The organism is Streptomyces sp. R11 (assembly GCF_041051905.1).
GTDB lineage: Bacteria > Actinomycetota > Actinomycetes > Streptomycetales > Streptomycetaceae > Streptomyces.
On sequence record NZ_CP163432.1, the window covers coordinates 2,533,712 to 2,546,030 of the forward strand.

Genomic DNA, 12,319 nt, shown 5'->3' on the forward strand with positions numbered 1-12,319 from the left:
TCGCAGCCCTAACCTCGACCCGAACTCGGGTATCCCCGGAGCCAGTTGGGGGCATGACGTCTCCACCGGCCGCGCAACCTCGAGGAGGGGCACGTGCTTGAGCACGCGTACCAGGCGGACGTCGTCATCGTGGGAGCCGGGGTCGCCGGACTCTCCGCGGCGCATCGGCTGACCAGCGCAGGAGTGAGGACCGCAGTGCTGGAGGCCGCCCCTTACCCGGGCGGCCGCATGTCGACCGAGAAGGTCGACGGGTTCCGGCTCGACCGGATAGGGCAACTCCTGTCGACGTCGTATCCGGAGCTACGGCTGACACCGGGGCTCGACGCGCTGGCGCTGCGCCCCTTCGCGCCGGGCGTACTGCTGCACAGCGACGGGCGCCGGCATCGCGCGGGCGCGGTGGCGAGCCCGTTGAGCGCCCGGCGCGCGAGGGGCGCACTCCACGTGGTGCGCGCCCTGGCGAGCGCCCCGAGGACCGGGCCCGTACGGGGTGTTCCGGGACAGACGTCCATACCGCGGGTCCGCGCGGGCGCACCGCTGGGTACGGCCGTCGACCAGGCCCGGCTCGGCGCCGCGCTCGCCCGGCTGGCCACCGTGCCTGTCGAACGGCTGCTGGCCCGCCCCGAGTTGCCCGCCGCGCAGGCGCTCGCGGAGCGAGGTGTTCCGGCGCGGACGATCGACGGCTTCCTGCGGCCGCTGCTCGCCGCGCTGCTGTGCGATCCGGAGCTGACGACGTCCAGCCGGTGCGCGGATCTGGCGCTGCGCTCCTTCGCGAGCGGTCGGATGTGCGTGCCCGAGGGCGGCGCCGAGGCGCTGCCGGAGCTGCTGGCACGGGCCTTGCCGCCGGGCACCGTGCACACCGGTGTGCGGGTCACGTCGGTCGCCACGACGTCCGTGACCACCGCCGAGCACGGCGAGATCCGCTGCCGTGCCGTTCTGCTGGCGACGGACGCACGGACCGCCGCCGAGCTGCTGCCGGGCCTGCGCGTACCGGACTTCCACCCGGTGACCGTCCTCCACCACACGACCGACGAGCCGCCGACCACCGGCGCCGCGCTGCTGCTCGACGCCGACCGGGGCGGCCCGGTCGCGCACACGGCGGTGATCAGCCAGGTCGACCCGAGCCGCGCACCGGCGGGCCGCACGCTCGTCTCGTCGACGGTCCTCGGCACGCCGCCGCCCGACGTCGACACGGCCGTGCGGATGCACCTGTCCCGCCTCTACGGCACCTCCACCGCACGCTGGGAGACCCTCGCCGTGCACCACACCCCGGAGGCCGTCCCCGCGATGCGCCCGCCCCACGACCTGCGCCGCCCGGTGCGCCTCCTGGCGGGCCTGTACGTCTGCGGCGACCACCGCGACACCAGTACGGTCCAAGGGGCCCTGCACTCGGCCCACCGGGCCGCGGCGGCGATCCTGACGGACCTGGGAGCGGCGGGCTCCCTGCACCGAGCGGAACCGTTGCGGGCAGCGGCATAGGTCTCGGGGACCCCCGCGCCCCTTCTCGTGGGCGCGGGGCGGTGTCGAAATGCGGCTCCGCCGCGCGGGCGCGACCAGCCACAACGCGGCCGCAGAGGGCGCACCTCCGGTCGGAGTTGCGGCGATGCCCCCTACCCCAGCGCCGCGACCTTGTCCCGATACCCCCGCACCGGCGCCGCATCCCGATACGGCTCCAACCTCCGCTCGAAGTCCCGGACATACTCGACCGCCCGTACCGACCGCATCTCCGCGGCGGCGCCCGCGGCCTCCGCGCCCAACGCGCAGGCCTGGTCGAGTTCGCCGAGGCCGAGGCGGGCGGAGGCGAGGACGACACGGGAGAAGAGGCGGCTGCGGGCGTAGGCGGGGGCGCGCAGTTGCAGGGACCGCTCGGCGTGCTGGGCCGCCGCGCGGAACTGCTGCAGGTCCCGGTGGCAGTGGCCGAACTCGTCGGCGAGCTGTGCCTCGTCGAAGAAGCGCGCCCAGTGCGGGACGTCGTCGACCGGGCGGGCCGCTTCGAGGGCGCGTTCGGCCCGCACCAGGGAGGCGGTGCAGGCGCGCACCTCGCCCAGTACGCCGTGCCCGCGCGCCTCGCACGCGTGCAGCAGGGCCTGCACGACCGGCGGCGCGCTGGTCCCCACACCCTGCTGGGCCACGCGCGCGAGCTGGACGGCCTCACGTCCGTGCCCGAGGTAGACGGCCTGACGGCTCATGGTGACCAGGACGTAGGAGCCGAACGCCCGGTCACCGGCCGCCTGCGCGAGCCGCAGGGACTGCACGAAGTAACGCTGGGCGAGCCCGTGCGCCGCGATGTCGTACGACGTCCAGCCCGCGAGCCTCGTGAGGTCCGCGGCGGCCGCGAACAGACGGCGGCCGGTCTGCTCGCCGTAGGTGCCCCGCAGCATCGGCTCGCACTCGTGCTCCAGGTAGCGCACCAGGGCCTGCCGGGCGTGACCGCCGCCGTACATGTCGTCGAGGGAGCGGAACAGCTCGCCGACCGAGCGCAGCGCGGCGATGTCGCCGCCGGTGACCTTCTGGCCGGGGCCGCGCTCGGCCTGCCCGCGCTGGCGGGGTACGGCCGTCGGGCGGCCCTGCACCGGGATGCGGGCGATCGCGTCGCCGCGGGCGACCTTCTCGTCGGCGCGGCCGATCAGCCAGTCCCGGCTGGGCACGACGAGGCCGGCCGGGGTGAACGCGATCTTGCGCAGCTCGGCATGGCTGCCGGAGTCCTTGCGCCACAGGCCGCTGACGATGTCGACGGCCTCTTCCGGTGTCGCGGCGAACTCCAGCCCCGCGTACACGGGCGCGCAGGCGTCGAGGCCGAGGTCCTGGGCGGAGAGCCGGCGGCCGAGGCGGCGCGTGAAGACCTCGGCGATGAGCGCGGGCGTCGTACCGCGTGGCTGCTGTCCGCGCAGCCAGCGGGTGACCGAGGTCTTGTCGTATCTGAGATCAAGCCCGTGTTCGAGGCCGAGCTGGTCCACCCGGCGGGCGAGACCCGCGTTGGAGAATCCCGCTTCTGCGATGAGCGCGGCGAGCTGGCGGTTGGGAGTGCGCTGCGCGGGTCGTTCCGTCATCTGCGGTGCGGTCTCCTGCCTTTCGGGCCTTGCGGGGCCGTGCGGCCGCGGGTGCCCGGATTGCCGGTGAGCAGCCCTTTTGGCCTGCTCGAACGGCGCGAATGTAGCGGAGAGTAAGCAGCCGATCGCACATTACGCCGCCCATTCATCCGATCGTGTGAGGATTGCCCTACCGGGCTGACGGGGACCGCGAGACGTCACTCGAACGAGCCGGTCGTACAGTGGCGTAGGCACGCTTTGTGCCTTACGACCTTCTAGGCACCAGGGAGGCGCTTGCCGTGAGTGAGTTGCGGTTCGTGCGCATGGGGTTCGGGGCGGACGCCGTCGAGTACCAGCAGGCGTGGGACGAGCAGCGCCGGGTGCACGCGGCGCGGTTCGAGGACGAGATCCCCGACACGGTTCTGCTGCTCGAGCACCCCCCGGTGTACACGGCGGGCCGGCGCACGGCGGACAACGAGCGGCCCCTGGACGGCACGCCGGTCATCGACGTGGACCGCGGCGGCAAGATCACCTGGCACGGCCCGGGCCAGCTCGTCGGCTACCCGATCCAGAAGCTGCCGCGCCCCGTGGACGTCGTGGCCCACGTACGGCGGCTGGAGGAGGCGCTGATCCGCACCTGTGCGGAGTTCGGCCTGGAGACCACGCGCGTCGAGGGCCGCAGCGGGGTGTGGGTCCTGGGCGACCCGGTCGAACAGCGTCCGTCGTTCGGCGGGCTCGCGCTGGACTTCGACCCCCGCCTGACGGACGACGAGTTCGACCCGCGTCTGAACGGCCCCGAGTACGCACCCTCCAACGCCGGCCAGCGCCGCGAGGACCGCAAGATCGCGGCGATCGGGATCCGGGTCGCGAAGGGCGTGACCATGCACGGCTTCGCCCTGAACGTGAACCCGGACAACAAGTGGTTCGACCGGATCATCCCGTGCGGGATCCGCGACGCGGGCGTCGCCTCGCTGGCCGCCGAGCTCGGCCGGGACGTCACGATCGACGAGGTGCTGCCGGTCGTCGAGCGGCACCTGCGGGACGTACTTGAGAACGCGGACTTGAAGCCGCGGGAGATCGAGAAGGCGACCGCCTGATGCCGGGAATCAGCCCCGTAGCGATGAGGTTGGCCTGACAGCAGGGCTTGGTAAGCACGGGCGTACCCTGGTGTACGCCGAAGAATCGAAGCACAGGGAGCCGACGTGTCCGCAGTCTCACCGGACGGACGCAAGATGCTGCGCCTGGAGGTCCGCAACAGCCAGACCCCCATCGAGCGCAAGCCCGAGTGGATCAAGACCCGGGCGAAAATGGGCCCCGAGTACACGAAGATGCAGAATCTCGTGAAGAGCGAGGGTCTGCACACGGTCTGCCAGGAAGCCGGCTGCCCCAACATCTACGAGTGCTGGGAGGACCGCGAGGCGACCTTCCTCATCGGCGGCGACCAGTGCACCCGGCGCTGCGACTTCTGCCAGATCGACACCGGCAAGCCCGAGGCGCTCGACCGCGACGAGCCGCGCCGCGTCGGCGAGTCCGTGGTCACCATGGACCTGAACTACGCCACCATCACCGGCGTCGCCCGCGACGACCTCCCGGACGGCGGCGCCTGGCTGTACGCCGAGACCGTGCGCCAGATCCACCAGCAGACCGCCGAGCGCGAGGCCGGCCGCACCAAGGTCGAGCTGCTCGCCCCCGACTTCAACGCCGTACCGGAGCTGCTGCAGGAGGTCTTCGCCTCCCGGCCCGAGGTCTTCGCGCACAACGTCGAGACGGTGCCCCGGATCTTCAAGCGCATCCGCCCCGGGTTCCGCTACGAGCGCTCCCTGAAGGTCATCACCGAGGCCCGCGACTACGGCCTGGTCACCAAGTCCAACCTCATCCTCGGCATGGGCGAGACCCGCGAGGAGATCAGCGAGGCGCTCCAGCAGCTGCACGACGCGGGCTGCGAGCTGGTGACCATCACGCAGTACCTGCGCCCGTCCGTGCGCCACCACCCGGTGGAGCGCTGGGTCAAGCCGCAGGAGTTCGTGGAGCTGAAGGACGAGGCCGAGCAGATCGGCTTCTCCGGCGTGATGTCCGGTCCGCTGGTGCGGTCCTCGTACCGCGCCGGGCGGCTCTACCAGATGGCCATCGAGCAGCGTCAATTTGCTGCTCCGCAGCGGGGCGGCTCCTACGTCGCCTCGCAGGCCGTCTGATGGCACGGAGTGCCATCAGGTTCATGTGAACCTGCGCACAAGCAACTTCCCTTCGGCAGCGGCCGATTGACGCGGTCCTGGACGTCCCCGCAGATAGGGGCTCCGTCAGGGCCGCGTCAAGCATTTCGGGCCGCGCATCAAGGTTTCATTGGTGTTTGACCGGTCGGTCACGCCCTGGTAACACCAATCAGTGACCCTGGTTGTACACCCCGTGCACCGCTCACGAAGCCGCCATTCCCGAGGGGGGACCTCCACCATGCAGGCCGCGCCCGTTCGCGCCACCGCCATCCCGTCGTTCACCACTGCACTGCGTGCCGTCGAGTCGCTGCTGATGAGCAGCGGCCAGCGCACCGCCCGCCGCAACGCCTGGACGTCCGTGCTGGAGGACCGCCGTCGCGCCAAGGACCGGGTCGAGGCGCAGCGCGTCCTGGACCAGGTCACCACGGTCCGTTCCTGACCCCGCCGCGCTCCCCGTGCGCTCGGCACGGCACTGCCGTCGTCGGCGCTCCCGGGGGCACGTAGACTTCGTGGCATGGCGAGGAAGGACACGGCAGCGGACGCTGCGAACCCCGGGCGACTCAAGCAGATCGCTCTGACCTACAAGATGACCCGCAAGGCCGACAAGAAGATCGGTCTTGTACTCGCGGCTGTCGGAATCGTCACCTTCGGTGTCTTCCTCGCGATCGGTTTCTTGATCGGTCACCCCATCTATCTCGGCATCCTGGGCCTGTTGCTCGCCTTCCTCGCGTCGGCGATCGTCTTCGGGCGCCGGGCCGAGCGGGCGGCCTTCGGGCAGATGGAGGGCCAGCCGGGCGCCGCCGCGGCTGTGCTGGACAACATCGGCCGGGGCTGGAACACAACCCCCGCGGTGGCGATGAACCGCAGTCAGGACGTGGTCCACCGGGCGGTCGGCAAGGCCGGCATCGTGCTGGTCGCCGAGGGCAACCCGAACCGGGTGAAGACCCTGCTGGCCGCCGAGAAGAAGAAGATGAACCGCATCGTCGCGGACGTGCCGGTGCACGACCTGATCGTGGGCACGGGCGAGGGCCAGGTCCCGCTGAAGAAGCTGCGGACCACCATGCTGAAGCTGCCGCGCGTGCTGACCGGCCCCCAGGTGACCGCCACCAACGACCGGCTCAAGGCCATGGGCGACCTGATGAGCAACATGCCGCTGCCGAAGGGCCCGATGCCCAAGGGCATGAAGCTGCCGAAGGGCGGGCCGAAGGCTCGCTGACCTCTCTCGTACCGATCTCCCTGGTACGAACTCGTACGACGATGGGGCGCCCGGATCACTCCGGGCGCCCCATCGTCGTACGAGGGGTTGTATGCGAATCGCCGGGTGCGGCCCGTCCGGTACGAGGAGTACGTTCGACTTATGCGAGGCGTACGGAGGTCAGATCCGTACCTCGACCGTGTGGGCCAGCCGGTCGTGCAGGCCACGGCCGTCGCGGTCCCAGATCAGGGCCGGGATGGCGACGCACAGCAGGGCCGTGCGCAGCAGGGCGCGCAGTGGGTTGACGCTGCCGGTCTCCAGGACGACCACGCGCAGGCCGAACAGGCGCTTGCCCGGGGTGAAGCCGACGGTGCCCACGGTCAGGACGCTCATCAGGAAGAACAGCAGCAGCGCCCAGTTGCTCGTCGCCTGACCGTAGCCGTCCGTAATGAGACCGTATGCGATCAAGACGCAGATGCCCCAGTCGACTGCCAGTGCCCCGAGCCGGCGTCCCGGGCGGGCGATGGAGCCCGGTCCCTCCTCGGGGAGACCGAGCTGCTCACCCCGGTATCCGAAGTCGACACCGGCGTCCTCGGCGGCCGCGCGGGGGCCCGAGAGCCAGGATCCGATTGCTTGCCTCTTGTCCACGCGACCACGGTACTGTGCCCGTTTTGCGATGTGGACAGGCGGGGGGAGGTCGGGGATGTCCGGTTAACGTGTGCGAAACAAATGGGTCACGCCCGAGAAATCACCCGTCCCTAGGGTCGAGGCCAGCGTGTGCCACCGCACTGGCCGCACGACCGAACTACCACCCCGGACCGACGGGTCGGGAGTAGGAGGAGCTGGATGTTCCAGAACGCCGACGAGGCCAAGAAGTTCATCGCCGACGAGGACGTGAAGTTCATCGACGTCCGGTTCTGCGACCTGCCGGGCGTGATGCAGCACTTCACGATCCCTGCCACGGCCTTCGACCCGGCCGAGGAGCTCGCGTTCGACGGCTCCTCGATCCGCGGCTTCCAGGCCATCCACGAGTCCGACATGGCGCTGCGCGCCGACCTGTCCACCGCGCGCGTCGACCCGTTCCGCCGCGACAAGACGGTCAACATCAACTTCTTCATCCACGACCCGATCACGGGCGAGCAGTACTCCCGTGACCCGCGGAACGTGGCCAAGAAGGCCGAGGCCTACCTCGCCTCCACCGGTATCGCCGACACCGCGTACTTCGGCCCGGAGGCCGAGTTCTACGTCTTCGACAGCGTGCGCTTCAAGACCGCCGAGAACGAGGCGTACTACCACATCGACTCCGAGGCGGGTGCCTGGAACACGGGCGCGCTGGAGGACAACCGCGGTTACAAGGTCCGCTACAAGGGCGGTTACTTCCCGGCCCCGCCGGTCGACCACTTCGCCGACCTGCGCGCGGAGATCTCCCTGGAGCTGGCCGCCTCCGGCCTCCAGGTCGAGCGCCAGCACCACGAGGTCGGCACCGCCGGTCAGGCCGAGATCAACTACAAGTTCAACACGCTGCTCGCAGCCGCCGACGACCTTCAGCTCTTCAAGTACATCGTGAAGAACGTCGCCTGGCGCAACGGCAAGACCGCGACCTTCATGCCGAAGCCGATCTTCGGTGACAACGGCTCGGGCATGCACGTGCACCAGTCGCTGTGGACGGGCGGCCAGCCGCTCTTCTACGACGAGGCCGGCTACGCGGGCCTGTCGGACACCGCCCGCTACTACATCGGCGGCATCCTCAAGCACGCCCCGTCGCTGCTCGCCTTCACCAACCCGACGGTGAACTCGTACCACCGTCTGGTGCCGGGCTTCGAGGCCCCGATCAACCTGGTGTACTCGCAGCGCAACCGCTCCGCCGCGATGCGTATCCCGATCACGGGCTCCAACCCGAAGGCCAAGCGCGTCGAGTTCCGCGCGCCCGACTCCTCCGGCAACCCGTACCTGGCCTTCTCGGCCCTGCTGCTCGCGGGCCTGGACGGCATCAAGAACAAGATCGAGCCGGCCGAGCCGATCGACAAGGACCTCTACGAGCTGGCTCCCGAGGAGCACGCGGGCGTCGCCCAGGTCCCGACCTCCCTCCCGGCCGTCCTCGACCGTCTCGAGGCCGACCACGAGTTCCTCCTCCAGGGCGACGTCTTCACGCCGGACCTGATCGAGACGTGGATCGACTACAAGCGCGCGAACGAGATCGCCCCGCTGCAGCTGCGTCCGCACCCGCACGAGTTCGAGCTGTACTTCGACGTGTGATATCGCCCCAGGTCAGAGCGGGGTTCCGCTCCCCTGGGCCGTCTGTGGGCCGTCGGCCGTGTTCTTCCTCGCCGGAAGGGCACGGCCGACGGCCTCTTTTCGGGCCCCGCAGGGCGAACGGCGGTCGAGAGCTACGGTCCCGGCGCCACTCAGGTCAGCGCATCGGCTTCGCCGGGCCAGCGTCCGCATCCGGTGCGCCGAACGCGGCGTCGATGGCCCTGCGGGCACGGTCCTGACTGTTCGGCATGAGATGCGTGTACGTCCGGAGCGTGAATCCCGGGTCGGAGTGACCGAGGTACTCGGCCAGGGCCTTGATGTTCTCTCCGGAGTCCAACAGCACCGACGCGTAGTAGTGCCGCAGGGCGTGCATGCCGTGCTCACGCGACGGTTGGAACCGCTCCCCCGGCGCCCGTTCCGGAATGACGCCGGCAGCGATCAGGGCAGGCTTCCACAGGTACATGTTGAAGTAGTTCCTGTTCAGCGCCTTCCGCTCCCGCGAGAAGAACAGCAATTTGGCTGTTACCGGCAGACCGTCCGGCGTCTTCCACGGCAGGGTGACGTCGAGAGGGGGCTGACGGGTGATGTGAGCGGCAAGCGCATCCGACACCACACCCGGCAGCGGAACGTCCCGTAGCTTGCCGCCCTTGGGCGGGGCAAACACCATCTGCGGGCCGACCAGCTTGACCTGCCGCACGACATGCACCGCTCCCCCGACGAAGTCGACTTCGTCCACGGCGAGCCCGAAAATCTCACCCTGCCGCAGTCCGCACCCTGCACCGACATCGACGATCGGCGCGTACTGGCTCGGCAGTCCGTCCCGGACAGCGACCACCCGGTCACGCGGCCACGGCTTGATCTTCCGCCGATCCAACTTGGGCGCCCGCACCGATCCTGCGCGGCAGGGGTTCCGCGTCAGAATGCCATCGTCCATTGCGGCGCCGAACACAGCAGAGACGTTCGCGAAGACCGTCCGCTGATACGAGGCTGCCATCCCGGAGTCTGCGAGGGCCCGTGCCCACGTGCGGATATGAGCGGGTTGAAACGCGCTCATGGAGCGAGAGCCGAGGTAGGGGAAGGCGTGCAGCCGGAACCTCAACTCCATGTTGACGATGGTGGAAGGGTCCGTGGTCTGGGATGCCAGCCACTGAGTGGCGAACTCCTTGAACGTCACCTTGCCAGCCGACGGATCAACGTACTGGCCACGAGTCATGTCAGCCGCGATCTGCGTCAGCCACGCCTCTGCGAGCCGCTTCTGTTTGTCCGGGAAGGACTTGCTGCGTTCGCTCCCGTCCGGGGCAACGTAGCGGGCCCGGTAGCGCATACCCGTCCCGTATCGATCGGTCTTTGTCCTGATCGTTTTGCCGTTAAGCGTCGTCTCGGTCTTGTACCAACGGTCTTGGATGTGGCCAGCCATCTGGCAGCGGTCCTCTCGACATGCATCAGGGAGAGCCGCTCGCGGCGGCTCTCCCTGATGCCTGGGACTGGTTGGTTACGCGGCGCCGCGGTCGGCGCTCTTGCGCTGAACGACGTAGGCACGCACGTCGGCGGGGTCGTAGCGGAGGTGTTTACCGATACGAAAACCGGGGGGTCCGGTGCGCTTCCTGCGCCACTGGTAGACGGTTTCGAGCGGCACGCCGAACATGTCGGCGATGTCGTCGGGAGTGAGGTACCGGTCGGGGAGGCCGCCTCGGAGAGTGGCGAGGGTGGCGGGAGCTGTCGGCTTTGCCATAGGGGCTCCAGGGGGAGGGCATGGCCGTGTCTGTCCGAGGTGCGGATTTCTGCGTCACAGCGTCACCTGCGTCATTCAGGCGTCTGACCTGAGGGTTTGCGTGACGCAGGGCGCTCGGGGTGCGTCACGGGTGACGCAGGCTGTCCGTCACGCGTGACGCGGTGACGCAGGCGTGACGCAGGATTCGCCGTCTGCGTCACGCTCGTCTGTGCAGGTCATGATGCGCTTTTCATGATCGTGTGACGCTGTGACGCAGCGCTTCCCTACTTAGGAAAAAAGAGGGCGGTTCTGTTGGTGGTGTGGTCCGGCTCAGGGCGTGAAGAAGGAGCCGCTGCGCGGCGCGTTCAGCGCAGGGCGGCGCCGCCGCCGAACAGCAAGAGGAGCACCCATGGCGCGGGGGTGCTCCTCTTGCTTGTGCGGTCAGGAGCCGGCGAAGCGCTGCTGGTCGTGCGCGGGCGGGGCCGCTTGGCGGGTCATGACGATGTAGCGGCCCTCTCGGGTGCGGCCGAAGTCGATGAGGACGCCACGGGCCGCGAGGGTCGGCTGAAGCCGCTTGAGGCGGTCGGAAAGCACTTTGCCGGTGGTCGGCCAACCTTTGGGCAGGGGGCGCAGGTCATCTGCGGTGTAGACGCCGCTGAGGCAGTGCAGCCACTGCGTGGACGTCATCTGCTGCTCGGCTCCCGCTTTCATGTCCGCTGCGTGCTGCAAAACGGTCTGTGCCAGGAGGTCGCCCTCGATGACGTCGTCGTTCAGGTCGTCCAGGCTGGCCCGGTAGGCGGCCAGTGCCCCGAGGCCGGTCGCCGCATCCAGCTGGGCACACAGGTGGGCGAAGTCCGCCATGCGCAGGTCGGTCGGTGTCTCCGCCTCAGCGGCCCGCACCTTCACGGTCAGGTCCAGCAGGGAGCCGAGAACGACCGGCAGGATCTCCGCGTACTCCGCCCACAGTTCCGCCTCGGTGCGCCGCACCCGGGGCCTGACGAGACGGAGCGGGAGGAGGCGTTCGGCGAGGTCGGGACGGATGACGCCGACGTCGATGCCGGTCAGCAGCATGGGCCGCCGGTAGCGGGAGCGGACGACGTCGCCGTCGGTGAACAGCGCGCGCTTGATGCTCTCGGCGCCGGTGACGATGCAGCACATGAGGTCGGACAGGTCCGGGGACAGGTGGGAGAGGTTGTCCAGGGCGGTCACCCACCCGGCGGCGACGGCCGTGATCATGTTCTCTTCGTCCTTGGGCGCCCGCCGCAGGTCGCCGCTCATGCCCTCGATGATCCGCACGAGCATCCGGCCGCCGGTGGACTTGCCGGCGCCTTGGGGGCCGGTGAGGAACGGGGCGGGGACGGGTACGGACGGTTCCAGGCAGCCGATCAGCCAGGCGATGGCCAGGCACTCGGTCTCGGCGCCGGCGAAGTTGCAGAGCCGGAGCAGGAGGTCGATGCCCTTGCCGTTAGTGTCCTTGGCGGGCAGGGGGAGTTCGCCGGTGAGCTGGGTGCGCCGCCAGCACACTTCCCGTGGGTCGGGGGTGCGGATGTCCCATCCGCCGGGGTGGATGCGGACGGACTTGCCGTCGTTACGGCCCAGGTCGAGCCAGGTCGCGCCGTCGAAGCCGGGGGCGACGCGGATGTGGGTGGGCTGCACGTCCTCGGTGAGTGCGAGTGCTTCGATCAAGTCGAGCGCCTCCTTGAGCGCGGTTCCGTTGAACACGCCGACCCCGTCCCTGAAGAGGCCGACCATGAGTTCCTGCCGGTGGCTTCCTGTCGTGCCCTGGGAGCGGATGGGGCGGGCGACGGGGTGGCCGTTTCGCTGTGCGTAGACGGTGCCGTCGACGGTTCGGAAGTACCGGAAGTGGGACTGCGCGTAGTCGGTGATGATCTGGCGTGCCGGGGTCTTCTCGTCCTCGGACATG

11 protein-coding genes are annotated in these 12,319 nt (G+C 69.7%); 6 read left to right on the forward strand and 5 right to left on the reverse strand.

The features are described from left to right. The first annotated feature begins 93 nt into the window (after positions 1 to 93). Complete coding sequence (locus AB5J55_RS11525) at positions 94 to 1,476, forward strand: NAD(P)/FAD-dependent oxidoreductase (protein WP_369270569.1); 1,383 nt, start codon at positions 94 to 96, stop codon at positions 1,474 to 1,476. 131 nt (positions 1,477 to 1,607) lie between these two features. Here the strand turns inward: AB5J55_RS11525 and AB5J55_RS11530 are convergent, their stop codons facing one another. Further along, the gene (locus AB5J55_RS11530; protein WP_369270570.1) at positions 1,608 to 3,047 is read right to left on the reverse strand and encodes a regulator; all 1,440 of its coding nucleotides are present in this window, start codon (positions 3,045 to 3,047) and stop codon (positions 1,608 to 1,610) included. Positions 3,048 to 3,325: 278 nt separating this feature from the next. Here AB5J55_RS11530 and lipB point away from each other — a divergent pair, with 278 nt between their 5' ends. The 4 genes from lipB (at position 3,326) to AB5J55_RS11550 (ending at position 6,452) form a co-directional block, all read left to right on the forward strand. After that, positions 3,326 to 4,123, forward strand: a complete 798-nt coding sequence (gene lipB / locus AB5J55_RS11535) for a lipoyl(octanoyl) transferase LipB (protein WP_369270571.1) — start codon at positions 3,326 to 3,328, stop codon at positions 4,121 to 4,123. 105 nt (positions 4,124 to 4,228) lie between these two features. Continuing rightward, positions 4,229 to 5,218: a lipoyl synthase gene (gene lipA / locus AB5J55_RS11540; protein ID WP_369270572.1), complete on the forward strand. Its 990-nt coding sequence runs from the start codon at positions 4,229 to 4,231 to the stop codon at positions 5,216 to 5,218. 256 nt (positions 5,219 to 5,474) lie between these two features. Beyond that, on the forward strand, positions 5,475 to 5,675 hold the full coding sequence (locus tag AB5J55_RS11545) for a hypothetical protein (RefSeq protein WP_328428243.1): 201 nt from the start codon (positions 5,475 to 5,477) through the stop codon (positions 5,673 to 5,675). Between the two features lie 75 nt (positions 5,676 to 5,750). Then, complete coding sequence (locus tag AB5J55_RS11550; RefSeq protein ID WP_369270573.1) at positions 5,751 to 6,452, forward strand: DUF4191 domain-containing protein; 702 nt, start codon at positions 5,751 to 5,753, stop codon at positions 6,450 to 6,452. 159 nt (positions 6,453 to 6,611) lie between these two features. On the opposite strand, the gene AB5J55_RS11555 is transcribed toward AB5J55_RS11550, so the two are convergent. After that, entirely contained in the window at positions 6,612 to 7,079 is a 468-nt protein-coding gene (locus tag AB5J55_RS11555) for an RDD family protein (RefSeq protein WP_369270574.1), read from the reverse strand. Between the two features lie 198 nt (positions 7,080 to 7,277). Between AB5J55_RS11555 and glnA the strand changes: the two genes are divergently transcribed. Continuing rightward, complete coding sequence (gene glnA / locus AB5J55_RS11560; protein ID WP_369270575.1) at positions 7,278 to 8,687, forward strand: type I glutamate--ammonia ligase; 1,410 nt, start codon at positions 7,278 to 7,280, stop codon at positions 8,685 to 8,687. Positions 8,688 to 8,841: 154 nt separating this feature from the next. Here the strand turns inward: glnA and AB5J55_RS11565 are convergent, their stop codons facing one another. The 3 genes from AB5J55_RS11565 to AB5J55_RS11575 form a co-directional block, all read right to left on the reverse strand. Then, complete coding sequence (locus tag AB5J55_RS11565) at positions 8,842 to 10,101, reverse strand: tyrosine-type recombinase/integrase (RefSeq protein WP_369270576.1); 1,260 nt, start codon at positions 10,099 to 10,101, stop codon at positions 8,842 to 8,844. 75 nt (positions 10,102 to 10,176) lie between these two features. Then, the gene (locus tag AB5J55_RS11570; RefSeq protein ID WP_369270577.1) at positions 10,177 to 10,416 is read right to left on the reverse strand and encodes a helix-turn-helix transcriptional regulator; all 240 of its coding nucleotides are present in this window, start codon (positions 10,414 to 10,416) and stop codon (positions 10,177 to 10,179) included. 420 nt (positions 10,417 to 10,836) lie between these two features. Beyond that, the gene (locus AB5J55_RS11575) at positions 10,837 to 12,318 is read right to left on the reverse strand and encodes an ATP-binding protein (RefSeq protein ID WP_369270578.1); all 1,482 of its coding nucleotides are present in this window, start codon (positions 12,316 to 12,318) and stop codon (positions 10,837 to 10,839) included. Position 12,319: the final 1 nt, after the last annotated feature.